We start from the raw sequence: 26065 nt of genomic DNA on the forward strand, positions 1-26065 counted from the left end.
TCGGAGCCACGGGTTGGTGCGTCTGTTGAGACGGTTCGGCGAGTTGTTGGGCTTGGCGGGGAGGTTGTTGTGGCTTCGGGCGCGGGATTGCGCTCGGGGATTTTGGACGGGGAGTACGCGGCGGCGGGGGGCGTGATCGTCGCGGACAATGCGGCGGCGGTTGCGGGCGCGGACGTCGTGCTGGCGGTGCGGCGGCCGGCGGCGGCGGAGCTCTCAGGGGTGAAGCCCGGGGCGCTGGTGATCGCCATTGCGGACCCTTACGGCAACGAGGCGGCGCTCGGTGAGATCGCGCAGACCGGGGTGTCGCTGTTCGCGATGGAGCTGATGCCGCGCATCACCCGGGCGCAGGTGATGGACGTGCTGTCCTCGCAGGCGAACCTTGCCGGCTACCGGGCGGTGATCGACGCCGCCGAGGTGTTCGGGCGGGCGGTGCCGATGATGATGACGGCGGCCGGCACGGTGCCGGCGGCGCGGGTGTTCGTGATGGGCGCGGGCGTGGCGGGGCTTCAGGCGATCGCCACGGCGCGGCGTCTGGGCGCGGTGGTGTCGGCGACCGACGTGCGCCCGGCCGCCAAGGAGCAGGTGGAGAGCCTCGGGGCCAAGTTCATCGCGGTCGAGGACGAGGAGTTCAAGCAGGCGGAGACGGCGGGCGGCTACGCCAAGGCGATGTCGGCGGAGTACCAGGCCAAGCAGGCGGCGCTGGTGGCCGCGCATATCGCCAAGCAGGACATGGTGATCACCACCGCGCTGATCCCCGGACGGCCGGCGCCGAAGCTGGTCTCGGCGGAGATGGTGGCGGCGATGAAGCCGGGCTCGGTGATCGTCGACCTCGCGGTGGAGCGCGGCGGCAATGTCGAGGGAGCGGTGCCGGGCGAGGTGGTGACGACGGCCAACGGGGTGTCGATCGTCGGCTATCTCAACGTGCCGGGGCGCCTCGCGGCGACCGCCTCGCAGCTCTACGCCAAGAACCTCTACGCCTTCCTGGAGACGCTGATCGACAAGGGGTCGAAGAGCCTCGCCGTGAAGTGGGACGACGAGCTGGTGAAGGCGACGCTGCTGACCAGGGACGGGGCGGTGGTGCACCCGAACTTCGGCGGCGCCAAGGCTGCTGGAGACAAGCCTGAGGCGGCGAGCGCGGCGTAGACGCCGACGCGCTACGCCCTTTGCCCGGGCCCGGCCCGGGCATCCGAGGATCCCGGATCGGCCTGCGGCCGCCCGGGACGAGGCTATCCGGAACGACTGAGCAAAAGGGACGGCCGGTGACGGCCGACCCGTCGCAAAGCAAGGACAAGGCGGCGGGCGGCGGGATCGCCGGCCCGGCCAGATAAGGATCGGGGAGAGGACCATGGCGACAGCGGGAACACCGAGCGCCGATCAGGCGGCGGAAGGGGCGCGGGCGGCGGCCGAAGTGGCGCGGCAGGCGGCCGAGGCCGCGGCGGCCTATGCGGATGCGGCGGCCAGCGCGGCGGGCGCGGCGGCGCACGGGCTCACCGGCGGGGCGATCGACCCCTTCGTGTTCCGCCTCGCCATCTTCGTCCTGGCGGTGTTCGTCGGCTATTACGTGGTGTGGTCGGTGACGCCTGCGCTGCACACGCCGCTGATGAGCGTCACCAACGCGATCTCCTCGGTGATCGTGGTCGGCGCGCTGCTGGCGGTCGGCGTGGATACCGTGGCCGAGGGGACGGGCTGGGCGCGGGGCTTCGGCTTCGTCGGGCTGATCCTGGCATCGGTGAACATCTTCGGCGGCTTCCTGGTGACCAGCCGGATGCTCGCCATGTACGCCAAGAAGAAGTGAGGGCGCGGGGACCATGAACGCCAACCTTGTGGCCCTTCTGTACCTCGTCTCCGGGGTGCTGTTCATCCTCGCGCTGCGCGGGCTCTCCAGCCCGGTGACCTCGCGCCGGGGCAATCTGTTCGGCATGGCCGGCATGGGGATCGCCATCCTCACCACGCTGGCGGCCTCGCCGCCGGCGGGGATCGGCGCCTTCGCGCTGGTGGTCGGCGGCCTCGCCATCGGCGGCGGGGCGGGCGCCTATATCGCCAAGAACATCGCGATGACGCAGATGCCGCAGCTGGTGGCGGCGTTCCACTCGCTGGTCGGCCTTGCCGCGGTGATGGTGGCGGCGGCCGCGCTCTATGCGCCGGAAGCCTTCGGCATCGGCGAACCGGGCGCCATCCACGGCCAGGCGCTGATCGAGATGAGCCTCGGCGTCGCCATCGGCGCCATCACCTTCACCGGCTCGGTGATCGCCTTCGCCAAGCTCAACGGCAATATGAGCGGCAAGCCGATCCTGCTCCCCGCTCGCCATGTCATCAACGCCGCCCTGGCGGCGCTCATCGTGGTGCTGATCGGCGTGCTCACCGCCACCGAGAGCCACACCGTGTTCTGGCTGATCGTGATCGCCAGCCTCATCTTCGGCGGGCTCTTGATCATCCCGATCGGCGGCGCCGACATGCCGGTGGTGGTGTCGATGCTGAACAGCTACTCCGGCTGGGCGGCGGCGGGCATCGGCTTCACGCTGGGCAACACCGCGCTGATCATCACCGGGGCGCTGGTCGGCTCGTCGGGCGCGATCCTGTCCTACATCATGTGCAAGGGGATGAACCGTTCCTTCATCTCGGTGATCCTCGGCGGCTTCGGCGGCGACGCCGCTGCCGCCGGCGCCGGCGGAGCGGTCGAGACGCGCCCGGTCAAGCAGGGCTCGGCGGAGGATGCCGCCTTCATCATGAAGAACGCCTCCAAGGTGATCATCGTGCCGGGCTACGGCATGGCGGTCGCCCAGGCCCAGCACGCGCTGCGCGAGATGGCGGACCGGCTGAAGGCCGAAGGCGTCGAGGTGAAATACGCCATCCACCCGGTCGCCGGGCGCATGCCCGGCCACATGAACGTGCTGCTCGCCGAGGCCAACGTTCCTTACGACGAGGTGTTCGAGCTCGAGGACATCAACTCGGAGTTCGCTCAAGCCGACGTGGCCTTCGTGATCGGCGCCAACGACGTCACCAACCCGGCGGCCAAGACCGACCCGCAGAGCCCGATCTTCGGCATGCCGATCCTCGACGTCGAGAAGGCCAAGACCGTGCTGTTCATCAAGCGCGGCATGGCGGCCGGCTATGCCGGCGTCGAGAACGAGCTGTTCTTCCGCGACAACACCATGATGCTCTTCGCCGACGCCAAGAAAATGGTCGAGGACATCGTCAAAAACCTCGCACACTGACAGGGGCGGGGCTGAAAACTAGATAATGATACCGTGAAGCAGCCGGATCGTCGCGATCCGGCTGCTTCTTTTTGCCCGCCGTGTGTGGAGCGCCGCGCGCTTAACGTCGTGTCAACCAACAGCGCCGCATTTTACTCAAATGACGCGCGGCGTTTCCTGGTTTTTCGTAGCCCCGCTCGTCCTACTGGGGCTCTCCGCTTGCCAATTCTCGCTGTTCGAACAGCGGGAACCCTGGCGCTCGGAAGCCGAGGAACGGTGTCTGGCGGAGGGCCTCGTCAAGTCCTCCGCCTACATCACCCGCCTGCGCGAGGTCGACGGCGCCGGCACCTGCGGCATGGACCATCCCTTAAAGATCGCGGCCTTTGCCGAGGGACAGGTCGCCGTCGCCCCCAACGCGACGCTCGCCTGCCCGGCGACCGCTTCGGTCGAACGCTGGCTTGACGGCAGCATCCAGCCCGCGGCGATGGCCTGGTTCGGACAGCCGGTGGTCAAGATCAAGCAGATGTCCTCCTATTCGTGCCGCAACATGAACGGCGCGAAGACCGGCAAGATTTCCGAGCACGCCTTCGGCAACGCGCTCGATATCGGCGGCTTCGTGCTCGCCGACGGGCGCGAGGTGATGGTCAAGACAGGCTGGAAGGGCCAGCCCGACGAGCAGGGCTTCCTGCGCACCGTGCACGCCACCGCCTGCGAGCAGTTCTCGACGGTGCTGGGGCCGGGCTCCAACGTCTATCATTACGACCACATTCATGTGGATCTGATGCGCCGGCAGAGCACCCGCGTGGTCTGCGAGCCCTCGCCCCGGGTGCCGACGCCGCCGAACGGGCCGATGGTCGCGATGCCCGGCATGCAGCAAATGCCGCCGCAGACGGCGCCGCAGGCGATGCCGCCGGCCGAAGCGGGCATGGCGCCCGCGCCGGGAGAGGCGCCGATGCCCGAGGATTCCGGCCAGCCGCTCGTCATCTCGCCGCCGGCGGACGGCAATTACAATCACGGCGTCGACCCGAACTATCAGCCGCAGCCGGCCGGCTATCCGGTGCCCGCGAACACCGCGCCCCCGGCACCGGAGCCGGCTAACAACTATCCGCCGCCCGCCGCCTCGCCGCAGCAGGCGCCGCGTCCGGGGCTTCCGCTGCCGCCGGCGGCGGTGCCGATGGTCAAATGGCAGAAGGGTGCCGATCCGCTCGTCACCGGCTCGGTGAAGGCGCAGTCCTATGCGCCGGAAGCACCGCGCGCCTTCCCGCCCATGCCGCGGCTGGCGGCGCCGATCGAGCCGCCGCGCGCGATCCCCGGCGAGGATTGAGCCGGGCGGTACCCCGTCTCAGTCGAGCAGCGTGTCGAGACCCCGCCTGACGCCGGTCCAGCCGGCCACCTTGCGCGCGGCCAGCAGCGTGCCGGCGACATAGGGCGCGGCCGAGGAGCCAGCGTCGTGACGGATGGTGAGGCGCTCGTCGGGCGCGCCGAACACGGCTTCCACCGACAGCACGAAGGACGGCATGCGCAGCGCATGCACGCGCACCTCGGTAGGCCCCTCGCCGAAGGCGCCGCCGCGCGTCGCCGGCACGCCGGAGACATCGGCCACCGGGCGGCTGGTCGCGGGCCGGCGGGCGGCCGCCAGCGTCTCGGCGAGCTCGCGGGCGGTGCCGGAGGGCGCGTCCGGCTTGCTGGCCGAGGCGTAGTCGATGATCTCGACATCGGCGACATATTTCGCGGCTTCCAGCGTGAAGCGCTTCAGCAGCGTCGCGGTGATCGAGAAATTGCCGGCGGCCAGCACGCCGACGTCGGCCTTCTTCGCGGCGGCGTCGATCTCGTCATAGTCGGCGGCGCCGAGCCCCGAGGTGCCGACCACGACATGCCGCCCCGCCGCGACGGCGGCCAGCGCATGGGCCTTCACCGCGCCGGGCTTGGTGTAGTCGATGACGACGTCGGCCGGAACCGCGAGCGCCTCCTCCAGCGTGCCGAACACCGGGACCTCCGTCGGCGGGCCGCCGAGCGCGGAGCCGAGGTCCTGCCCGGCATGGCTGCGGGCGACGCCGGCGACCAGCTCGAGGTCCGGCGCATTGGCGATGGCGGGGGCGAGCGCCCGGCCGACCCAGCCGGTGGCGCCGCTGAGGATGATGCGGATCGTCATTGGCGGATCTCCTGTCGCCGGTGCGGGAGCCAAGGTCCTAGCAAGCGATGCGCGGGTCGCCAACCGCGGCGACCGCGGGACGGTCCCGGCCGGACCGGAGAAGGAAGAGTGCCAGCCGGCCTGTAAGCCGGGTTCTGTATGGCGGGATTTCTCCCGCGTGACGGCCATTCCTCTGGGACGCCGGTTACCCGGCGCCTCGAGCAGTCAACCCGGGCGACTGTCCGCAGACAGGACCTGAGGCCGGCGGACCGGCCTCGTGCCACCCCTATACGACTTTGCTCCCGGTGGGGTTTGCCGTGCCGCTTCCGTTGCCGGACGCGCGGTGGGCTCTTGCCCCACCGTTTCACCCTTGCCGCGGGCGCACCCGCGGCGGTCTGATTTCTGTGGCACTTTCCCTGGGGTCGCCCCCGCCGGACGTTATCCGGCACCGTGTCTGTGTGGAGCCCGGACTTTCCTCGGCGTCCATTGCTGGGCGACGCGGCCGTCCGGCCGGCTGGCGGCGGCACAGATGGGGGAGACGCGCGCGCGCGTCAAGCTTGACGCGCAACCTGGTGGGCCGGACGCACGCGCGCGAAACCGTTCGGATGGTCAGTTCGAGGCCATGATGGTGCGGGCCTTGCCGCAATAGGTGCGGGCGGCGCCCGACATGCGCTTGGCACCGTGGCCGCCCTGATAGCGCATCACCGTTCCGCAGGTGTCGCCGCCGGCGAGACGATAGGCGCCGGCGAGATAGCGCATGCCCCATTTGATGTTGGTGGCGGGATCGTAGAGCGCGGCGCGGGTGCCAGTGTAGCCGATGCCGCGCGCCGTCGGGTGCTTGATCTGCATGAGGCCGACCTCGCCGGCGCGCCCGGTCAGCCCGGCATTCCAGTTGCTCTCGATGCGCACGACGGCGCGAGCCAGGGCGATTGGAATGCCGTTCGCGCGGGCTTCGCGATCGACAATGGCGACGATGCCGTTCGAACGGCCTTCGTCTATCCGCGTTGTCTTGTCCGTATTCTGTTTCGCGAGAGCGATGTTCGCTCCGAGCAACATGGATAGTGAGACGGTAAGCGTAGTCAATCCGATCTTACTCAACACCATTCTTATGAACGCCCTTATGTCTGTTGTGATGGCGGGCGGCCATTGACCTTCCGAATCGGGCCTGAATGAGGCTCGATTTGGATTGGGTAGTGGAAATACAGGGGAGATCGGCGTCTATACGAAGGAGGTTGCGGCTCCCATGCGAGACGAATCGCCGCGGCTGAAGAGCATCCGGGTGAGGGCCCGACTCGGCGCCACCGCGTGCGCCCGTCAGGCGACCTCGGTCTCGCCCCTCTGGCTGGGATCGGGCCGCGCGGCGATGAGCTCGTAGAGGGTGGTCAGCGTCGAGACATCGGCGATGCCGTCGACGCGGGCGCGACGGAAATGGCGCTGGAAGGCGGTGACCACCGCCTCGGTCTCAGCGCAGAACGTGCCGGTGATCGGCACGCCATAGCCATACATGGCGAGCATGGCCTGCAGCGCCTCGATTGGCTGGCCGTGCTCGCCGCGCATGAAATAGCGCCCGTCGGTGACCGGCGCCTCGGGCACGAGATGGCCGACGCCGTGGCGGTGCAGCACCTCCCAGGGGAATTTCTCGCCGGGGTCCTGCTTGCGGCCGGGTGCTACGTCGGAATGGGCGAGCACCCGCTCGGCAGGGATGCGCCAGCGCGTCACGATGTCCTTCGAAAGCGCCGCCACCGCCTCGATCTGCCGCGCCGGGAAGTCCGGATAGCCGAAATCATGGCCCGGATTGGCGATCTCGATGCCGATGGAGCGCGAGTTGATGTCCCGCTCGCCGTCCCAGAAGGAGGCGCCGGCGTGCCAGGCGCGGCGCGCCTCCGGCACGAGCTGGAGGATGGTGCCGTCCTCCTCGACCACATAATGCGAGGAGACCGCGCGCTCCGGTGAGCGGAGCCACTCCACCGCCTGCGCCGTGGATTCCATGCCGGTGTAGTGCAGTAGCAGGATGTCCGGCGCAACGACGCCGACACGTTCGCCATGGTTCGGCGAAGCAAGGACCTTCGCGGCGAGCGGGGAATCCGCGGGGAAGAGGTCGGCGTCGGTGTCCATGCCGGCAGATAAGCTGCGGCGCGAAGCCGATTCAACCGATTCTTAAGGTTCAGAGAGCGTTAATGCCGGATGCCAAATTCGCTGCGTCGCCACTTCGGCGCGGCGCGTTTCGCGACCGCCTTCGAATTGACGCCCATCTGGTCCCATGCTATCCCAAACCATCCCGTTGCAGTATCTCGACAGCGTAGGCGAAGGGCGCCATTTGGCGGCCGTCGGCGGGCTGTGCGTTGCCGGCGGGAGCTGGGGGGATGTGTGGCCGTTCGATGGATCGCTTCGTATCGACCTATGTGCTGCGGCTCGATGCCAAGGGGCGCATCTCGGTGCCGGCGGCCTGGCGGGCGCTCATCGCGCGGGACGGACTCGACCATCTCTACTGCCACCCGGCGCTGGACCGTCCGGCGCTCGATGCGGGCGGGATGCGGCTGATGGCGGGGATCGACACCCTCATCGAACGCTATCCGCCCTATTCGGAGGCGCGGGAGGAACTCGCCGCGGCGCTCTACGGGGCGATCGAGACCCTGAAGCTCGATCCCGAGGGGCGGGTGACGCTGACCGAGAGCCTGAAGACGCACGCCTTCATCAAGGACGAGGTGGCGGTGGTCGGTCTCGGCACGAATTTTCGGATCTGGGAACCGGGGCGCTTCCGGGCGCACCTCGCGGAGGCCAACGCGAAGGTGCGCGCTCTGAAGCAGGGGCTCGGGGACCAGGGGGCGACGCGGGAGCACCGCGGCGAGGCGACATGACGGCGGGCGGCGGCGTTCCCGGAGGGAGCTCCGCTGGCGGACCAGCCCGCCATCTACCCGTCATGCTCGGCGAAGTCGTCGCCCACCTCGCGCCGAAGGATGCCGGCATCTATGTCGACGGCACCTTCGGCGCGGGGGGCTATACGCGCGCCATTCTGGAGGCCGCCAACTGCCGGGTCATCGCGATCGACCGCGACCCGAGCGCCATCGCCGGCGGGGCCGACCTCGTGCTCGCCTTTCCGGGTCGGCTCGCTTTGGTTGAGGACCGCTTCGGCAATCTCGACGCGGTGGCCGAGCGGCTCGACGCCCCCGCGTTCGACGGCGTGGTGCTCGACATCGGCGTCTCCTCCATGCAACTCGACGAGGGCGAGCGCGGCTTCTCCTTCCGCCGCGACGGACCACTCGACATGCGCATGTCGGGGGAGGGGGTCTCGGCCGCCGAGCTTGTCGCGAAGCTGCCGGAGGAGGAACTCGCCAACCTCATCTATCGCTTCGGCGAGGAGCGGCTGTCGCGTCACATCGCCCGCGCCATCGCGAAGGCGCGCGCCGAGGCGCCGATCGAACGCACCCGCCAGCTCGCCGACATCGTCTCGAAGGTGGTGCGGACGAAGCCGCACGAGCCGCATCCGGCGACCCGCACCTTCCAGGCGCTGCGCATCGCGGTGAATGACGAGCTCGGCGAGCTCGCCCGCGCGCTGGCCGCCGCCGAGCGGGCGCTCAAGCCGGGCGGCCGGCTGGTGGTCGTCACCTTCCACTCGCTGGAAGACCGCATCGTGAAGAGCTTCCTCGCCACCCGTTCGAAGGTCGCCGCCGGCTCGCGCCACATGCCGGCGGTCGGCGGCGCGGCGCCGAGCTTCCGTCTTGTCGCCAAGGGGGCGGTGGAGCCGTCGGAAGCCGAGACCGCCGCCAATCCGCGGGCGCGCTCGGCCAAGCTCCGTGCGGCGGAGCGCACCGACGCGCCGGCCCGCGACGTCGCCGACCTCGACGACCTGCTGCCGCCCTTGCCCGATCCCGACGCCCGCCGTCCCGCCGCTTCACACCGTCGCCGCTGAGGTTTTGCTGGTCATGTTCCGCGTCCTGAACCTCGTCTCCGTGCTGGCCCTGCTGGCCGCGGCCGGTGCGGTCTACCACGTCAAATATTCCTCGGTGTTCGAGGCGCAGGAGATCGCCAAGCTGCGCGACGACATCCGCGCCGAGCGCGACCGTATCGCCATCCTCAACGCCGAATGGGCGCGGCGCACCTCGCCCTCGCGCATCCAGACGCTCGCCGAGCATCATCTCGGCATGCAGATGCTCGACGCCGACCGCATCTCGACGCTCGCCAGCCTGCCGGCCAAGGCCGAGCGGAACGACGACGCGCTCGGCGGCATGATCGAGGCGCTGGTCGATGCGCCGGGCTCGGCGCCGATCACCGCGCCGGGCGAGCTGAAGAAGCCCGATCCGTTCAAGCTGCCGAAACCCGCTGCAACGCCGTCGCCGGCGAAGCCGCAGGCCACCGGCACGCCGGCGGCCAAACCCGCTCCCGCGCGCGTCCCGGCACCGTCCGCGCGGCAGGCCCGCGACGCCGGCCAGCCGCGCGCGCCGCTGCCGCTTTCGGCGATGCCGTCGGCCGGCACGGTGGCGCCGCGCATGGCCGGGCCGTCCGTGCCGGCGCCGGCGCAGCAGCCGATGGTTTCGGCGCCCGTCACCTCAAACGCACCATTCCTGCCGCCCGGCCTGGTCGGCCAGTAGCCTTTCGGGGATACCGCATCATGTTCGCGTTCCGCCTTCCCGCGTTCGGCTCGCTTTCCGGCTCGCTGCTCCGCACCGCGCGCGGCCTGCCGCGTCTCGCCTTCGGCTTCGTGAAGGGCGTGGTTCGGGTCGCCGCCGGACGCGACCGGCCGGACCCGAACGCCGTGGCGCGGGCACGCATCCTGCTCTGCATGATGGTGTTCGGCGTCGTCTACGTCGTCATCGCCGGGCGGCTCGCTCTGTTCGCCTCGGCGCCCGACAGCCAGCTCTCCCGGCGCACCTTCAATTCCGACGCGGTCGCCTCGGCGCGCCCCGACATCCTCGACCGCAACGGGCTGATCCTCGCCACCGACGTGAAGACCGCCTCGCTCTATGGCGAGCCCAAGCGGCTCATCGATGTCGACGAGGCGGTCGAGGCGCTGACCGCCGTCATGCCGGACCTCGATGCCGACGAATTGCGCCAGCGCCTTGGCTCCAAGCGCGGCTTCGTCTGGCTGAAGCGCGAGATCACGCCGCAGCAGCAGCGGGAGATCTATCGTCTCGGCCTGCCGGGCATTGGCTTCATGACCGACAACCGGCGCGTCTATCCGGGCGGGGACCTCGCCGGCCATGCGCTGGGCTCGACCAATATCGACAATCAGGGCATCGCCGGGCTGGAGAAGTGGGTGGACGGCAACGGCCTTGCCGAGCTGCATCTCGCCGGCCTCGCCACCGACCGCCAGCAGGAGCCGGTCGAACTCGCCCTCGACCTGCGGGTCCAGCATGTGGTGCGCGACGAGCTCATCGCCGCCAAGGAGAAGTTCAAGGCGATCGCCGCCGCCGGCACGGTGGTCGACGTGCGCACTGGCGAGATCGTCGCCATGGTGTCGCTGCCCGATTTCGACGCCAACGAGCCGGCCAAGGCGCTCGACCCGAAGAACCTCAACCGCCTCACCACCGGTGTGTTCGAGATGGGCTCGACCTTCAAGGCGCTGACCTTCGCCATGGCGCTCGACAGTGGCAAGGTCAACCTCAACTCCATGATGGACGCGCGCTCCGGGTTGAAGATGGGCCGCTTTACCATCAGCGACTATCACGCCCAGCGCCGCATGTTGTCGCTGCCGGAGGTGTTCACCTATTCCTCCAATGTCGGCACCGCGCGCATGGCGCTGTTGTGCGGCGTCGACGCCCACAAGGCGTTCCTCAAGAAGATGGGCCAGCTCGACCGGCTGCGCACCGAGCTGCCGGAGAGCGCCGCGCCCATCGTGCCGTCGCGCTGGGGCGAGCTGAACACCGCGACCATCGCCTTCGGCCACGGCCTCGCGGTGGCGCCGCTGCAGGCGGTGATGGCGGTGAACGCGCTGGTGAACGGCGGCTACCTCATTCCGCCGACCTTCCTGAAGCGCACGCCCGATGAGGCCGCCGCGCTCGCCAAGCGGGTGCTGAAGCCGGAGACCAGCGCCAAGATGCGCTATCTGATGCGGCTGAACGCCGAGAAGGGTTCGGCCTCGAAGCTCGCTCAGCTCGCCGGTCCCTATTATCCCGGCGGCAAGACGGGTACGGCTGAGAAGGTGATCCACGGTCGCTATTCCAAGACCAAGCTGCTCACCACCTTCACCGGCATCTTCCCGATGGACGATCCGAAATATCTCGTGCTGGTCATCCTCGACGAGCCGCAGGGCCTGCCCGAGACCTATGGCTTCGCCACGGCCGGCTGGAATGCGGGGCCGACCACCGGCAAGATCATGGCGCGAATCGCGCCCCTCCTCGGCGAGATGCCGCGCAGCAATTTCCCGCCGGTCGAGAGCCTGCTGACCGGCGGCAAGGTGGCCGCCGCCAACTGACGGCACTGCAGGGCCGCGCGCAGCGGGAGCCTGTTCCGCGCGCAAAAGCCTTTCAACTTTTGCGGGACTTGCTCTAAAGCCCCGCATGCCGATCCCGGCCGCGAGCGAAGCGGGGGCGCCGGGCACGGCGGCCGGAGGCGCCCTGCGGCGCGCCGGCGTTCACTGTCCCCGCTCGGCGGTTCTCGACGAGGCGACATGTCCGACGTCACGCGATCCTGGTCCGGCACTCTGGGCGACCTCGTCGGCCCGGATGCCGATTACGACGCGGCGGACGCCTCGATCAGCGTCGGCCGGCCGGCGCTGGACAGCCGCAAGGTCGAGCCGGGCGACGTGTTCTTCGCGGTCGGCGGAGCGAAGCTCGACGGCGCCGCCTTCATCGCCGACGCGGTGGCGCACGGCGCGGTCGCCGTGGTCGGCGAGGCGGAGCGCCCCGCAGTGCTCGATCCCGCCGTCTCCTATGTGCGCGTCGGCAATGTGCGCCGCGCCGTGGCGCTCGCCGCCGCGCATGCCTATCCCCGCCAGCCGGGCGTGATCGCCGCCGTCACCGGCACGTCGGGCAAGACCTCGGTCGCCACCTTCACCCGCCAGATCTGGCAGCGCGCCGGCCATCCGAGCGCGAGTCTCGGCACGCTCGGCGTTGTCGCGCCCTCCGGTGCCGTCTACGGCTCGCTCACCACGCCAGACCCGATCGCGCTCCACCGTACGCTGGACGATCTCGTCGAGCAGGGAGTGAGCCATCTGTGCCTTGAGGCCTCCTCGCACGGCCTCGACCAGCACCGGCTCGACGGCGTGCGGCTCTCGGCCGGCGCCTTCACCAACCTCTCGCGTGACCATCTCGACTACCATCCGAGCATGGAGGCCTATCTCGCCGCCAAGATGCGCCTGTTCCGCGATCTGGTGCCGCGTGGCGGCGGCGCGGCGATCTGGGTCGACAGCGAGGAGGGCGGGCGGGTGGCCGACGTCGCCGCCGACCATGAGCTGAACGTGCTCGGCATCGGCACCACGGGCGCCGGCATCGCGCTGCTGGAGCGCACCGACGACGGGCTCGGCCAGCGCCTCGTCGTCGAGGTGGACGGCAGGCGCCGCACGCTCCACATGCCGCTCGTCGGCGCGTTCCAGGCGTCGAACGCGCTGGTCGCCGCCGGGCTCACCATGCTGACCGACATCCCCGCCGCCGAGGCGCTGTCCGCCATCGAGCATCTCGAGGGCGTGCCGGGGCGGCTGGAGCTGGTCGGCAAGAAGCTCGGCGCCGGCGTCTTCGTCGACTATGCGCACAAGCCCGATGCGCTGGAGAACGCGCTGGCGGCGCTGCGGCCCTATGCGACCGGGCGGCTGATCGTGGTGTTCGGCTGCGGCGGCGACCGCGACCGGGGCAAGCGCCCGATCATGGGACGCATCGCTAGCCAACATGCGGACGTGGTGATCGTCACCGACGACAACCCCCGCAGCGAAGAGCCTGCCGCCATCCGCGCTGAAATCATGGCCGCGGCGCCGGGCGCCCGCGAGATTGGCGACCGGGCGGACGCGATCGAAGCCGGCATCGCCATGCTGAAGCCGGGCGACGTTCTGCTGATCGCCGGCAAGGGGCACGAGACCGGTCAGATCGTCGGCGCGCGTACGCTGCCATTTTCCGACCGCGATTGCGCGGTGGAGGTTCTGGGAAGGACCTGAACCATGACCGCACCGATTCCCGCACCCCTCTGGACCCCCGCCGAACTCGCCGCCGCGACCGGAGGCGAGCTTATCGGCACGCCGGCCGCGTCCATCGGCGGCGTCTCGATCGACAGCCGCACGCTGCAGCCGGGCGACGTCTTCTTCGCCATCACCGGCGAGCGCACCGACGGCCATGACTATGTCGCGGCGGCTGCCTCGCGCGGTGCCGGGCTCAGCGTCGTCGCGCGCGCCCGGCTTCCCGACATGCCGGAAGGCGCGCCGCTGCTCGTGGTGGAGGACGTGCTCGCGGCGCTGGAGGCGGCGGGCCGGGCGGCGCGCGCGCGCTCGGATGCGCGGATCGTCGCGGTGACAGGATCGGTCGGCAAGACGACGACCAAGGAGGCGCTGCTGCTGGCGCTCGGTGCCGATGGCCCGACCCACGCCTCGGCCGCCTCGTTCAACAATCACTGGGGTGTGCCACTCTCGCTCGCCCGCCTTCCGCGTACGGCGCGCTACGGCGTATTCGAGCTCGGCATGAACCATCCCGACGAGATACGCCCGCTCACCAAGATGGTGCGCCCGCACGTCGCCATCATCACCACGGTGGAGCCGGTGCATATCGCCCAGTTCCCGAATGTCGAGGCGATCGCCGATGCCAAGGCGGAGATCTTCGAGGGCGTCGAGCCGGGCGGGGCGGCGGTGCTGAACCGCGACAACCCGCATTTCGAGCGCCTCGCCGCCAGCGCCCGCGCCGCCGGCATCGAAACCATCGTCGGCTTCGGCGAATCCCCCAAGGCCGAGGTGCGGCTCCTCAGCGTCGCCCTCCAGTCACAGGGCTCGGCGGTGACCGCCGACGTGCTTGGCGAGACGGTGAGCTACAAGGTGGGGCTGCCCGGCCGCCATATCGTGCAGAACACCCTTGCCGTGATGGCGGCGACCAGGCTGGCCGGAGCCGACCTTGCCCTCGCCGGCCTCGCGCTCGCCTCGCTCGGCCCGCCACCAGGGCGCGGGGTGCGCACGCCGCTCGCCGCCAAGGGCGGCGAGGCGCTGCTGATCGACGAGAGCTACAACGCCAATCCCGCCTCGATGCGCGCCGCGCTCGCCGTGCTCGGCCAGACGCCGGTCGGCGCGCGGGGACGGCGCATCGCCGTGCTCGGCGACATGCTTGAGCTCGGCGAGACCGGAGAGAGCCTGCATCGTGATCTCGCGGCTCCGGCCGAGGCGGCCGACCTCGTGTTCTGCGCCGGGCCGCTGATGCGCGCGCTATGGGACGCGCTCCCCGCCAGCCGCCGCGGCGCCTGGGCGCCGAATGCCGCCGAGCTGCTGCCGCTGGTGGCCGGCGCGGTGCGCGGCGGCGACGTGCTTATCGTGAAGGGTTCGAACGGCAGCCGGATGGGGCCTCTCGCCCGCGGCCTCGCCGAGCGTTTTCGCGCCGACGGCGTGCCTGCGGAAGGTTGATCAGATGCTGCAATGGCTGGCCCAGTTCCAGGAGAGTCTGCCGGCTCTCAACGTCTTCCGCTACATCACCTTCCGCACCGGCGGGGCGATGATCACCGCGCTGCTCTTCGTCTTCATGTTCGGGCCGGCGATCATCGCGCTGCTACGGCTGAAGCAGGGCAAGGGCCAGCCGATCCGCACCGACGGGCCGCAGTCGCACCTCATCACCAAGAAGGGCACGCCCACCATGGGCGGGCTGATGATCTTCTCCGGCCTGATGGTCGCCACCCTGCTGTGGGCGAACCTCTCCAACGTCTATGTCTGGGTGGTTCTGTTCGTGACCATTGGCTTCGGGCTGATCGGCTTTTATGACGACTATCTGAAGGTCACCAAGCAGACCCATGCCGGCCTCTCCGGCAAGGCGCGGCTCGCCATCGAGGCGCTGATCGCCGGCTCGGCGGCGGTCATCATCATGCATGCCGGGCGCGAGCCGCTGTCGAGCTCGTTGGCGTTCCCCTTCTTCAAGGACCTGCTGCTCGACCTCGGCCTGTTCTTCGTCATCTTCGGCGCCTTCGTCATCGTCGCCGCCGGCAATGCGGTGAACCTCACCGACGGGCTCGACGGCCTCGCCATCGTGCCGGTGATGGTGGCGGCCGGCAGCTTCGGCGTGATTTCGTATCTCTCGGGCAACGTGCTGTTCGCCGACTACCTGCAGATCCACTACGTCGCTGGCGTCGGCGAGCTGGCGGTGATCTGCGGCGCCATCATCGGCGCCGGCATCGGCTTCCTGTGGTTCAACGCGCCGCCGGCGCAGATCTTCATGGGCGACACCGGCTCGCTGGCGCTGGGCGGCCTGCTCGGCACCATCGCGGTTGCCACCAAGCACGAGATCGTGCTCGCCGTGATCGGCGGGCTGTTCGTGCTGGAGGCGGTGTCGGTGATCGTGCAGGTGCTCTCCTTCAAGCTGACCGGCAAGCGCGTGTTCAAGATGGCGCCGATCCACCACCATTTCGAGCAGATGGGCTGGACCGAGCCGCAGATCGTCATCCGCTTCTGGATCATCGCCGTGGTGCTGGCGCTGATCGGCCTGTCGACGCTGAAGCTGCGGTGAACCGATGATCGCCGTCACCTCCCTGCGCGGCCGCTCCGTCGCGCTGTTCGGGCTCGGCGGCTCGGGCCTCGCCACCGCGCGCGCGCTGGTCGCCGGCGGTGCCATCGTCACCGCCTGGGACGATTCGCCCACCTCGGTCGCCAAGGCGCAGGCCGAGGGCATCCCAACCGCCGACCTGCGCGGCATCGACTGGGCCGGTGTCGCCGCGCTGGTACTGGCGCCGGGTGTGCCGCTGACGCATCCGGTCCCGCACTGGACCGTCGGCCTCGCGCGCAATGCGGGGGTGGAGGTGATCGGCGACATCGAGCTGTTCTGCCGCGAGCGGCGGCTCGCCGCGCGGCGCTCGCATTTCGCCGCCATCACCGGCACCAACGGCAAGTCGACCACCACGGCGCTGCTGGCGCATCTGATGCAGGTCGGCGGGCGCGACGTGCAGATCGGCGGCAATTTCGGCCCGGCGATCCTCTCGCTGGAGCCGCCCAAGCCGGGCCGCGTCCACGTGATCGAGTGCTCCTCCTACCAGATTGACCTCGCGCCCTCGCTCGACCCCTCGGTCGGCATCCTGCTCAACCTCTCGCCTGACCATCTCGACCGCCACGGCACGATGCAGCATTACGCCGCGGTCAAGGAGCGCCTCGTCGCTGGCGTCGAGGCGGGTGGCACGGCGGTGGTCGGCGTCGATGACGACTGGTGCCAGGCGATCGCCGATCGGCTGGAGCGGGCCGGCGTCAATGTCGTGCGCATCTCGGTGCGCCGCCCGCTCGCCGACGGCATTTATTACGAGAACGGCCGGCTGATCGTCGCCGAGGGCGGTGCGACGCGCTTTACCGTGCCGCTCTCCGGCATCGGCTCGCTGCGCGGCACGCATAACGGCCAGAATGCCGCCGCTGCCTTCGCGAGCGCCCGGGCGCTCGGCCTCGCGCCGGAGATCATCGCGGCGGCGATGAAGAGCTTTCCGGGCCTCGCGCATCGCATGGAGGAGGTGCGGCGCATCGGGCCCGTGCTGTTCGTCAACGATTCGAAGGCGACCAATGCGGATGCCGCCGAGCGGGCGCTGGCGAGCTTCGAGGACATCTACTGGATCGCCGGCGGCAAGCCGAAGGCCGGCGGCATCGCGCCGCTCGCGCCCTATTTCCCGCGCATCCGCAAGGCCTATCTGGTCGGCGAGGCGGCTGAGGCGTTCGCCGCAACATTGGGCGGTGCGGTGACGCACGAGATGAGCGGCACGATCGATAACGCGGTGGCGGCGGCGGCGCGCGACGCGGCGGCTTCGGGCGACGCGCATCCCGTGGTGCTGCTGTCGCCGGCCTGCGCCAGCTTCGACCAGTTCCCGAATTTCGAGGTGCGCGGCGACCATTTCCGCGCGCTGGTGCAGGCGCTGCCCGAGCCGGCGAACTGACCGTCCACGGCTTTCCCTAGCGTAATCATTCTTTCGTCTAGGGCATCTTCCCGGCGCAAGAGCTGGGAGGTTCTTGCGCCGGGAAGATGCTTCAACTCCTTGAATCAGAGCACTTTCTTGTCGATCGGACGATTTCACCCGATCGGCAACGGTTCCCGATTTTCGGTTCCCGGCTGTGGACTGGAGCGAATCCCCGTTGACCAAGGGTTAATGCACTGAAAACATGCATGCCTATCCGCGCGGCATGTCCGAGGCGGAACGGCACAAGACGGACGAACGGGCGGTCGCAGCGACCCGGTTCTTCGCGCTGGCGCGGCGCCTGCCCCCTTCTTCAGGGGATTTGCAGCGTCATGAGCATCGAATCAACGCAGGGCTCGCTTCCAGCGAGCGGAGGCGGCGTCACCTACACCACAGTCGACGTCGCCTATTTCGAGGCCCGCGGCCTCAAGCGCTATGCCGGCGTCGCCTCGCTGTGGGCGCTCGGGGTGGGCGCGGTCATCTCCGGCCATTTCTCCGGCTGGAACCTCGGCCTCGGCACCGGCGGCTGGGGCGGGCTATTCATCGCCTCGGTGATCATCGCCATCATGTATCTCGGCCTGACGCTGTCGATCGCCGAGATGTCCGCCGCGCTGCCGCACACCGGGGCGGCCTATTCCTTCGCGCGCACCGCGATGGGGCCGTGGGGCGGCTTCATCACCGGCCTGTGCGAGAACGTCGAATATGTCGTCACGCCGGCGGTGGTGGTGTTCTTCATCGGCTCCTATCTCGGTTCGATCTTCGGAACGCCGCCGGAGTTCCAGCCGGTCTACTGGGTGTTCGGCTACATCGTCTTCGTCGGGCTCAACGTCGTCGGGGTGGAGCTCTCCTTCAAGGTCACGCTGGTGGTGACGCTGCTGGCGCTCGCCTGCCTCGTCGCCTTCTGGGTCAGCGCGTTGCCGAACATCGACTTTACCCGCTGGGCGCTCAACATCGGCGCCGACGGCACCGAGCTGCCGGAAGGCGGCGGGCCGTTCCTGCCGTTCGGCTTCTACGGCGTGCTCGCCTCGCTGCCCTTCGCGGTGTGGCTGTTCCTCGCCATCGAGCAGCTTCCGCTGGCGGCGGAGGAATCGATCGATCCGAAGCGCGACCTCCCGCGCGGCATCATCCTGGGCATCGCCACGCTGATCGTCTCGGCCTTCATGATCCTCTGGCTGAACTCCTCGGTGGCGAACGGCGCCTTCGCGCTCGGCAAGTCCGGCGAGCCGCTGCTCGACGGCTTCCGCGCCATCTATGGCGACGGCGCCGCCAAGGTGCTGGCGCTGATAGCGGTGATCGGGCTGATCGCCTCGTTCCACACCATCATCTACGCGCAGGGCCGGCAGATCTATTCGCTGTCGCGCGCCGGCTACTTCCCGCGCTGGATGTCGATCACGCACGGCACCCGCAAGACCCCGCACCTCGCCATGGTGGTCGGCGCGGTGGTGGCGCTGCTGCTGATGCTGGTGATCTGGTTCAGCGTCGGCGCCGAGCAGGGCGCCTCGGTGATCGGCGGCACGCTGCTGAACATGGCGGTGTTCGGCGCCATGCTCTCCTATGTGATGCAGGCGCTGTCCTACATCCTGCTCAAGAAGAACGCGCCCCAGATCGAGCGGCCCTACAAGAGCCCGTTCGGCGTCGTCGGGGCGGGGCTCACCATCCTCATCGCGGTGGTGACGCTGTTCTTCCAGCTCTCCGATCCGGTCTACCGCGCCGGCGTCATCGGCGTCGCCATCTGGTTCGCGCTCGGCATCGTCTATTTCGCGCTCGCCGGCCGCCACAAGCTGGTGCTTTCGCCGGAGGAGGAGTTCGCGCTCTCCAAGGGCACCGCCGAATACAAGTCCCACTGATCTCCCGCGGCCAACCTCCCGCGATCTCGCCGGGCGTCCCCCACGGATGCCCGGCGCTTTCTTTCGCGGCGCCGCTCGCGAAAACCGCCGCGCTCTTAAGGCTCCATCAACCCTAACCGTTCGATATTTCCGGAAGTCAGTTGCGTTCCGGAGTGTGGCGTAATGATTTCGCGTGCCGAACGGACGGTGGTCGGCGAATGGTGGTGGACCGTCGACCGGCTGCTGCTTGGTGCGCTCGCCGCGCTGATGATCACGGGCATCGTGCTGGCGCTCGCTGCGAGCCCGCCCGTCGCCGCCCGCCTCGGCATTCCCGATCCGTTCCATTTCGTGAATCGGCAGGTGATGTTCCTCATCCCCGCCGTGGTCGTGCTGATCGGCACCTCCTTTCTCAACCCGCGGCAGATCCGCCGCGTGTCGCTGGTGCTGTTCCTGGTCTTCCTCACCCTCCTGTTCGCGACGCTGATCATAGGACCGGAGGTTAAGGGCTCGCGGCGCTGGCTCACGCTGGCCGGCATCACCATCCAGCCCTCCGAATTCCTGAAGCCCAGCTTCGTGATCATCGCCGCATGGCTGTTCTCGGAGAGCGTGCGGCGCCCGGAGATGCCCGGCCAGTTGCTCGCCATCGGCCTGCTCGGCGCGGTGGTGACGCCACTGGTGCTGCAGCCCGATTTCGGCCAGACCATGCTGGTCTCGCTGGTCTGGGGCAGCCTGTTCTTCCTCGCCGGCCTGCGCATCATCTGGGTGATGGCGCTCGGCGGTGTCGGCGCCTTCGGTCTGGTCGCGGCCTATTTCATGGTGCCGCACGTGACGAAGCGCATCGACCGCTTCCTCAACCCGGATTCCGGCGACACCTACCAGATCGACCGCGCCATCGACAGCTTCCTGAACGGCGGCTGGTTCGGGCAGGGGCCGGGCGAGGGCACCTACAAGCGCATCCTGCCGGACGGCCACACCGACTTCATCTTCGCGGTGGCGGGCGAGGAATTCGGCGCGGTGCTGTGCCTGATGCTGCTCGCCTTGTTCGCCTTCATCGTGCTGCGCTCGCTCAACCGGGCGATGGACGACGACGATCCCTTCGTGCGCTTCGCCGTCTCCGGCCTCGCCATCCTGTTCGGCCTGCAATCGGCCATCAACATGATGGTCAATCTGCACCTGATGCCGGCCAAGGGCATGACGCTGCCCTTCGTCTCCTATGGCGGTTCCTCGCTTCTTTCGCTCGCCTATGGCATGGGCATGCTGATCGCGCTGACCCGCCGGCGGCCGCGCAGTGCCACCCTCGCCGAGCTCGAGCGGCTCGGCACGCGCCTCGGCGGCCGGCTCGCCTGAGGCCAATGATGCGAGCTCCGCTGCCATGAGCGCTGCCGACAATCCGGCGGGAAAGCCCGTCATCCTGCTCGCCGCCGGCGGCACCGGCGGCCATCTGTTCCCGGCCGAGGCGCTGGCGGGCGCACTCGGGGCGCGCGGCGTGCTGGTCGATCTCGCCACCGACGACCGGGCGGCGCGCTATGCCGGCCAGTTCCCGGCGCGGCGGCTGCACATATTGCCGGCCGACACGGTGCGCTCGCGCTCGCCGCTCTCCCTCGCCCGCACCGCTTTCTCGCTCGCCTCCGGCATCGCCAAGGGCATGGCGCTGATGCGCTCGCTCAAGCCCGCCGCGGTGGTCGGCTTCGGCGGCTATCCGACCGTGCCGCCGATCATGGCCGGGGTGTTCGCCCGGCGGCCGACGATCATCCACGAGGCCAACGGGGTGATGGGACGGGCCAATGCGCTGCTCGCCCCGCGCGTCAAAGCCATCGCGACCGGCTATCCGGGCATCTGCGACGGCGATCCCGCGCTCGCCGCCAAGGCGCATCACACCGGCAATCCGGTGCGACCGGCGGTGCGGGCGGCGGCCGGCGCGCCGTTCCGCGCTCCGCAGGCCGGCGAGCCCTTCCATCTGCTCGTCTTCGGCGGCAGCCAGGGCGCGCGGGTGATGAGCGAGATCGTGCCGCCCGCTATCGAGCGTCTGGCGCCGGATCTGCGCGCGCGGCTGCGCATCGTCCAGCAGTCGCGGGCCGAGGACATCGAGGCGGTGCGGGCCGTCTATGACCGGCTCGGGGTCGAGGCGGAGCTCGCGCCCTTCTTCGACGACCTGCCGGCGCGCATGGCGCGCGCGCATCTGGTGGTCGGGCGCTCCGGCGCCTCGACGGTGGCCGAGCTCTCGGTGATCGGGCGGCCCTCGGTGCTCGTGCCGCTGCCCCATGCGCTGGACCAGGACCAACTCGCCAATGCGAAGGCGCTGGCGAATGCCGGCGGCGCGCTGCTGATGCCGCAGGACCAGTTCACGCCGGAGCGCTTCGCGGATGAGCTGGCGCGGCTCGCCGGCGAGCCCGCCGCGCTCGATGCGATGGCTGCCGCGGCGCTCGCGCTCGGCCGGGCGGACGCGGCCGAGCGGCTGGCCGACCTGGTTCTGCAGGTCGCCGGCCTCGGCACGCATGGCGGGACCGGCGCCCATGCCTGAGACGGGACGGGGCGGGGATGACGCAGCGGCGCGGCTGGTCTATTCCTCCGCGCCCATGAGCCGGCCGCATCCGGCAAGGAACGATACCCGATGAAGCTTCCCCTCTCCCTTGGACCCATCCATTTCGTCGGCATCGGCGGCATCGGCATGAGCGGCATCGCCGAGGTGCTGCACAATCTCGGCTATACGGTGCAGGGCTCCGACGCCGCCGAGAGCGCCAACGTGAAGCGCCTCGCCGAGAAGGGCATCAAGGTGCTGATCGGCCACGACGCCGGCAACATCGAGGGGGCCGAGGTTCTGGTCGTCTCTTCGGCGATCAAGCGCGACAATCCCGAGCTCGTCGCCGCGCGCCACAAGCGCCTGCCGGTGGTCCGCCGCGCAGAGATGCTAGCCGAGCTGATGCGGCTGAAGAGCTGCGTGGCCATCGCCGGCACGCACGGCAAGACCACCACCACCTCGCTGGTCGCCACTCTGCTCGACGCTGGCGGCCTGGACCCGACCGTTATCAATGGCGGCATCATCAACGCCTACGGCACCAATGCCCGCCTCGGCGACGGCGAATGGATGGTGGTCGAGGCCGACGAGAGCGACGGCACCTTCCTGAAGCTTCCCGTCGAGGTGGCGATCGTCACCAATATCGACCCCGAGCATCTCGACCACTTCAAGACCTTCGACGCGGTGAAGGACGCCTTCCGCGCCTTCGTCGAGAACCTGCCCTTCTACGGCTTCGCGGTGATGTGCACCGATCATCCGGTGGTGCAGGCCCTCGTCGGGCACGTCGAGGACCGGCGCGTCATCACCTATGGCGCCAATCCGCAGGCGGATGCGCGCATCGTCGACATTGACCTGCGTGGCGGCCAGTGCCGCTTCGGCGTCGTGTTCCGCGACCGGCATGGCGTGGTGGTGCACGAATTGCGCGACCTCGTGCTGCCCATGCCCGGCCACCACAACGCACTGAACGCCACGGCGGCGGTGGCGGTGGCCCGCGAGTTGGGGCTCTCCGACGAGCAGATCCGCACCGCGCTCGCCGGCTTCGGCGGGGTGAAGCGGCGTTTCACCCGCACCGGCGAATGGAACGGCGTCGCCATCTTCGACGATTACGGCCACCATCCGGTGGAGATCGCCGCCGTGCTCCGCGCCGCCCGCGCCTCGACCGAGGGGCAGGTGATCGCCATCGTGCAGCCGCACCGCTACACGCGGCTGCAATCGCTGTTCGACCAGTTCGCGACCTGTTTCAACGATGCCGACCACGTCATCGTCGCCGAGGTCTATGCCGCCGGCGAGGCGCCGATCCCCGGCATCGACCGCGATCACCTGGTCGAGGCGCTGCGCGCGCGCGGCCACCGCTCGGTGACGGCGCTGCCCGGCCCGGAGGCGCTGGCCGGCATCGTGAAGGGCTTCGCCCGCCCCGGCGACTATGTGGTCTGCCTCGGCGCCGGCAACATCACCCAATGGGCCTACGCGCTGCCCGGGCAGCTCGGGGCGTGAGGCCATGAGCGCCGCCGCGGTCGGCTTCCCCGACATCACCGCCGAGCTCGCCACCGCCATGCCGGAGCTGCGTGGGCGCATGAGCGCGAATCAGGCGCTCGCGGACGTCACCTGGTTCCGCGTCGGCGGACCGGCGCAGATGCTGTTCGCGCCGGCCGACGAAGCCGATCTCGCCTATTTCCTCGCGCACCTGCCGGCGGATGTCCCGGTCGTCGTCATCGGCCTCGGCTCGAACCTCATCGTGCGCGACGGCGGCGTGCCGGGCGTGGTGATCCGGCTCGGGCGCGGCTTCAACGCGGTTGCGGTCGAGGAAGGTCATCGCCTGCGGGTCGGCGCGGCGGTGCCGGATGTGAAGGTCGCCCGCGCGGCGGCGGATGCCGGTATAGACGGGCTCGCCTTCTATCGCGGCATTCCCGGCGGCATCGGCGGCGCGCTGCGCATGAATGCCGGGGCGCATCACGGCGAGACGCGCGACTGCCTGATCGAGGCGCGGGCGGTCGACCGGCAGGGCCGCGTGCATGTGCTCGCCAATGCCGATTTCGGGTTCAGTTACCGGCATTCCGGCGTGCCGGCCGATTTCATCTTCACGCAGGCGCTGTTTCTGGGGCGCCCGGGCGAGCCCGAGGCGATCCTCGCCGAGATGGAACGCATCACGAGCGCCCGCGAGGCCTCGCAGCCGATTCGCGAGAAGACCGGCGGCTCGACCTTCAAGAACCCGCCTGGCTCCAAGGCCTGGCAGCTCGTCGACGCGGCCGGCTGCCGGGGTCTGAGGCTCGGCGGTGCGCAGGTCTCGGAGATGCACTGCAACTTCCTGATCAACACCGGCGGCGCCACCGCCGCCGACATCGAGGGACTGGGCGAGGAGGTCCGGCGACGTGTGAAGGCGTCCTCCGGCATTGAGCTCGAATGGGAGATCAAGCGCATCGGCGTTCCCCTGTCCTGACGCGCCGGCGACCCGGAGTATGCCATGTCCAAGCATGTCGCCGTCCTGATGGGCGGCTGGTCGGCCGAGCGCGAGGTGTCGCTGCGCTCGGGGGCGGCCTGCGCCAACGCGGCCGAGAGCGTCGGCTACCGCGTCACCCGCGTCGATGTGGGGCGCGATATCGCCCAGGTGCTCACCGAGCTGAAGCCGGACGTGGCGCTCAACGTGCTGCACGGCCGGCCGGGCGAGGACGGCATGCTGCAGGGCGTGCTGGAGATCCTGCAGATCCCCTACACCCATTCCGGAGTGCTCGCCTCGGCGCTGGCCATGGACAAGGCGCAGGCCAAGATCGTGCTGGCCGCGTCCGGCGTTCCGGTGCCTGACGGCAGGGTCGTCTCGCGATTCGAGGCGGCGCGCGGGCACGTGCTGCCGCGCCCCTATGTGCTGAAGCCGGTGAGCGAGGGATCCTCGGTCGGCGTGTTCATCGTCACCGAGGAACACGAGCATCCGCCGCAGGAACTGACGCGCGCGGACTGGTCGCACGGCGATGCGCTGCTGGCCGAGCGCTACATCCCCGGGCTGGAGCTGACCTGTGCGGTGATGGGCGATGAGGCGCTCGGCGTCATCGAAATTCAGTCCGACCTAAGGTTCTATGATTACGAGGCAAAATACGCTCCGGGCGGCTCCCGCCACATTTTGCCTGCTAAAATTTTACCTAATATTTACCAAAAGGTCCGGATGCTGTCCCTCACGGCGCACCGTGCGCTCGGCTGTCGGGGCATCAGCAGGTCCGACTTCCGCTATGACGACCGGACCGGAGACGAATCCGGCCTTGTCTGTCTGGAGGTCAACACGCAACCCGGCATGACCGAAACGTCACTGGTGCCCGAGCTGGCGGCCCATGCGGGTCATTCGTTCGGCGAGCTTGTGAGATGGATGGTGGAGGACGCTTCGCTCGACCGCTGACCCCCCGGCAGCAGCCGGTGCGGGGACGGGAAGGCGTAGCCGGTCAAACAAAGCGTGCGCGGCCGGAATACCGGCCGGCGCTGCGGGTCTCGTCGGCTCCCGGCGGGGTCGGGCGCGTGCGGCCGGCCGACCGCTTCGTCATCGGTACCAAGCGCCTGATGGTGGCGCTGACCGGCTCGCGCATCGCCAATGGCGGCGGCATCTGGCTGCTGGCGGCGCTGTTCGCGGCGACCGGCGCCTATGGCGTCTCCCGCGGCGGCCATGTCGAGATGGTGACCGAATCGGCCCGCGACATCGCGGATGCCGGCGCCAACCTCGTCGGATTCAAGATCAGGACCGTCAATCTCTCAGGCCAGAATCACGTCACCCCCGGCGAGATCCTGGCGACCGCCGGCGTGAAGCCGACCTCCTCCCTGCCGTTCCTTGACGCCGAGGCGGCGCGCACCCGGCTCGAGGCAACGCCGTGGATCAAGCGCGCCACCGTGCAGAAGCTCTATCCGGACCGGCTGGACATCCAGGTGGTCGAGCGCGAGGGCTTCGCGCTTTGGCAGAAGGACGGCAAGATCAACGTCATCGCCCGCGACGGCACGGTGATCGCCCCCTATTCGGACGACCCGCGCTATGTGCGCCTGCCGATCGTGGTGGGCGAGGGGGCGCAGGAGCACGTCGTCGAGATCGTCGAGGCGCTGGACCTGGTGCCCGGTGTGCGCGACCAGGTGCGCGCCGCCATCCGGGTCGCCGACCGGCGCTGGACCCTGAAGCTGCGCAACGGCATGGATGTGCGCCTGCCCGAGCGCGGCCTCGACGACGCGCTGACCTCGCTCGCCGTGCTCGACCGCGACAAGCAACTGCTGACACGCGACATCACCGTCATCGACCTGCGCCTGCCCGACCGCGTCACGGTGCGCCTGTCGGACGCCGCCTATGAGGCGCGCCAGGCTGATCTCAAGGCCAAGAACAAGGCCAAGAAGGGGGGCAACACGTGAG

The 26065-nt window shown here is 69.6% G+C and carries 22 protein-coding genes and 1 other RNA gene; 19 read left to right on the forward strand and 4 right to left on the reverse strand.

Annotated features, from left to right (window positions below; all coding sequences use genetic code 11):
• From U742_RS0111205 to U742_RS0111220, 4 genes are all read left to right on the forward strand, one after another.
• Nucleotides 1-1143 (forward strand): Re/Si-specific NAD(P)(+) transhydrogenase subunit alpha (locus tag U742_RS0111205; protein WP_051660780.1); only part of this gene is annotated, 1143 nt, incomplete at its 5' end.
• A gap of 202 nt (nucleotides 1144-1345) precedes the next feature.
• Entirely contained in the window at nucleotides 1346-1795 is a 450-nt protein-coding gene (locus U742_RS0111210) for a proton-translocating transhydrogenase family protein (RefSeq protein ID WP_029349539.1), read from the forward strand.
• A gap of 13 nt (nucleotides 1796-1808) precedes the next feature.
• The gene (locus U742_RS0111215; RefSeq protein WP_029349537.1) at nucleotides 1809-3215 is read left to right on the forward strand and encodes an NAD(P)(+) transhydrogenase (Re/Si-specific) subunit beta; all 1407 of its coding nucleotides are present in this window, start codon (nucleotides 1809-1811) and stop codon (nucleotides 3213-3215) included.
• A gap of 139 nt (nucleotides 3216-3354) precedes the next feature.
• On the forward strand, nucleotides 3355-4518 hold the full coding sequence (locus tag U742_RS0111220; RefSeq protein WP_051661088.1) for an extensin-like domain-containing protein: 1164 nt from the start codon (nucleotides 3355-3357) through the stop codon (nucleotides 4516-4518).
• A gap of 18 nt (nucleotides 4519-4536) precedes the next feature.
• Here U742_RS0111220 and dapB read toward each other — a convergent pair whose 3' ends face one another.
• The 4 genes from dapB to U742_RS0111235 all read right to left on the reverse strand — a co-directional run bounded on the left by dapB (nucleotide 4537) and on the right by U742_RS0111235 (nucleotide 7440).
• Nucleotides 4537-5346 (reverse strand): 4-hydroxy-tetrahydrodipicolinate reductase, encoded by an 810-nt coding sequence (gene dapB, locus U742_RS0111225; RefSeq protein ID WP_029353016.1) that lies wholly within the window; start codon nucleotides 5344-5346, stop codon nucleotides 4537-4539.
• Nucleotides 5347-5453: 107 nt separating this feature from the next.
• Nucleotides 5454-5843: RNase P RNA component class A (gene rnpB, locus U742_RS22535), an RNA gene on the reverse strand.
• Nucleotides 5844-5934: 91 nt separating this feature from the next.
• Nucleotides 5935-6429: a transglycosylase SLT domain-containing protein gene (locus U742_RS23565; protein ID WP_029353017.1), complete on the reverse strand. Its 495-nt coding sequence runs from the start codon at nucleotides 6427-6429 to the stop codon at nucleotides 5935-5937.
• A gap of 210 nt (nucleotides 6430-6639) precedes the next feature.
• Nucleotides 6640-7440: an N-acetylmuramoyl-L-alanine amidase gene (locus U742_RS0111235; protein WP_051661090.1), complete on the reverse strand. Its 801-nt coding sequence runs from the start codon at nucleotides 7438-7440 to the stop codon at nucleotides 6640-6642.
• Between the two features lie 263 nt (nucleotides 7441-7703).
• Between U742_RS0111235 and U742_RS0111240 the strand changes: the two genes are divergently transcribed.
• The 15 genes from U742_RS0111240 (at nucleotide 7704) to U742_RS0111310 (ending at nucleotide 26064) form a co-directional block, all read left to right on the forward strand.
• Nucleotides 7704-8183, forward strand: a complete 480-nt coding sequence (locus tag U742_RS0111240; protein WP_029353019.1) for a division/cell wall cluster transcriptional repressor MraZ — start codon at nucleotides 7704-7706, stop codon at nucleotides 8181-8183.
• Nucleotides 8180-9235: a 16S rRNA (cytosine(1402)-N(4))-methyltransferase RsmH gene (gene rsmH / locus U742_RS0111245; protein WP_029353020.1), complete on the forward strand. Its 1056-nt coding sequence runs from the start codon at nucleotides 8180-8182 to the stop codon at nucleotides 9233-9235. Before U742_RS0111240 ends, rsmH begins: the two co-directional genes overlap by 4 nt.
• Nucleotides 9236-9248: 13 nt before the next feature.
• The gene (locus U742_RS0111250) at nucleotides 9249-9914 is read left to right on the forward strand and encodes a cell division protein FtsL (RefSeq protein ID WP_029353021.1); all 666 of its coding nucleotides are present in this window, start codon (nucleotides 9249-9251) and stop codon (nucleotides 9912-9914) included.
• A gap of 20 nt (nucleotides 9915-9934) precedes the next feature.
• Nucleotides 9935-11737 (forward strand): peptidoglycan D,D-transpeptidase FtsI family protein, encoded by a 1803-nt coding sequence (locus U742_RS0111255; protein WP_029353022.1) that lies wholly within the window; start codon nucleotides 9935-9937, stop codon nucleotides 11735-11737.
• Between the two features lie 195 nt (nucleotides 11738-11932).
• Nucleotides 11933-13408 carry a UDP-N-acetylmuramoyl-L-alanyl-D-glutamate--2,6-diaminopimelate ligase gene (locus tag U742_RS0111260; RefSeq protein ID WP_029353023.1) on the forward strand — a complete coding sequence of 492 codons (1476 nt, stop codon included), beginning with the start codon at nucleotides 11933-11935 and terminating at the stop codon, nucleotides 13406-13408.
• Between the two features lie 3 nt (nucleotides 13409-13411).
• Nucleotides 13412-14848: a UDP-N-acetylmuramoylalanyl-D-glutamyl-2,6-diaminopimelate--D-alanyl-D-alanine ligase gene (locus tag U742_RS0111265; RefSeq protein ID WP_029353025.1), complete on the forward strand. Its 1437-nt coding sequence runs from the start codon at nucleotides 13412-13414 to the stop codon at nucleotides 14846-14848.
• 4 nt (nucleotides 14849-14852) lie between these two features.
• A complete protein-coding gene (gene mraY / locus U742_RS0111270) occupies nucleotides 14853-15938 on the forward strand; it encodes a phospho-N-acetylmuramoyl-pentapeptide-transferase (protein WP_029353026.1) in 1086 nt (361 codons plus the stop codon).
• A 4-nt stretch (nucleotides 15939-15942) separates the two neighbouring features.
• Nucleotides 15943-17337 (forward strand): UDP-N-acetylmuramoyl-L-alanine--D-glutamate ligase, encoded by a 1395-nt coding sequence (gene murD / locus U742_RS0111275; protein WP_029353028.1) that lies wholly within the window; start codon nucleotides 15943-15945, stop codon nucleotides 17335-17337.
• A gap of 350 nt (nucleotides 17338-17687) precedes the next feature.
• Nucleotides 17688-19202, forward strand: coding sequence for an amino acid permease (locus U742_RS0111280; protein ID WP_029353030.1), 1515 nt, complete (start codon nucleotides 17688-17690; stop codon nucleotides 19200-19202).
• A gap of 162 nt (nucleotides 19203-19364) precedes the next feature.
• Nucleotides 19365-20528, forward strand: coding sequence for a putative lipid II flippase FtsW (gene ftsW / locus U742_RS0111285; RefSeq protein WP_029353032.1), 1164 nt, complete (start codon nucleotides 19365-19367; stop codon nucleotides 20526-20528).
• Between the two features lie 25 nt (nucleotides 20529-20553).
• Nucleotides 20554-21702 carry an undecaprenyldiphospho-muramoylpentapeptide beta-N-acetylglucosaminyltransferase gene (gene murG / locus U742_RS0111290; RefSeq protein ID WP_029353033.1) on the forward strand — a complete coding sequence of 383 codons (1149 nt, stop codon included), beginning with the start codon at nucleotides 20554-20556 and terminating at the stop codon, nucleotides 21700-21702.
• 90 nt (nucleotides 21703-21792) lie between these two features.
• On the forward strand, nucleotides 21793-23190 hold the full coding sequence (gene murC / locus U742_RS0111295; RefSeq protein WP_029353036.1) for a UDP-N-acetylmuramate--L-alanine ligase: 1398 nt from the start codon (nucleotides 21793-21795) through the stop codon (nucleotides 23188-23190).
• A 4-nt stretch (nucleotides 23191-23194) separates the two neighbouring features.
• Nucleotides 23195-24133 (forward strand): UDP-N-acetylmuramate dehydrogenase, encoded by a 939-nt coding sequence (gene murB, locus U742_RS0111300; RefSeq protein ID WP_029353037.1) that lies wholly within the window; start codon nucleotides 23195-23197, stop codon nucleotides 24131-24133.
• A gap of 24 nt (nucleotides 24134-24157) precedes the next feature.
• Nucleotides 24158-25078, forward strand: a complete 921-nt coding sequence (locus U742_RS0111305; RefSeq protein WP_029353039.1) for a D-alanine--D-alanine ligase — start codon at nucleotides 24158-24160, stop codon at nucleotides 25076-25078.
• A gap of 116 nt (nucleotides 25079-25194) precedes the next feature.
• Nucleotides 25195-26064 carry a cell division protein FtsQ/DivIB gene (locus U742_RS0111310; protein ID WP_248310338.1) on the forward strand — a complete coding sequence of 290 codons (870 nt, stop codon included), beginning with the start codon at nucleotides 25195-25197 and terminating at the stop codon, nucleotides 26062-26064.
• Nucleotide 26065 lies beyond the last annotated feature (1 nt).

Source organism: Allobosea sp. 117, from assembly GCF_000702305.1.
In the GTDB taxonomy this organism is placed as follows: domain Bacteria; phylum Pseudomonadota; class Alphaproteobacteria; order Rhizobiales; family Xanthobacteraceae; genus Ancylobacter.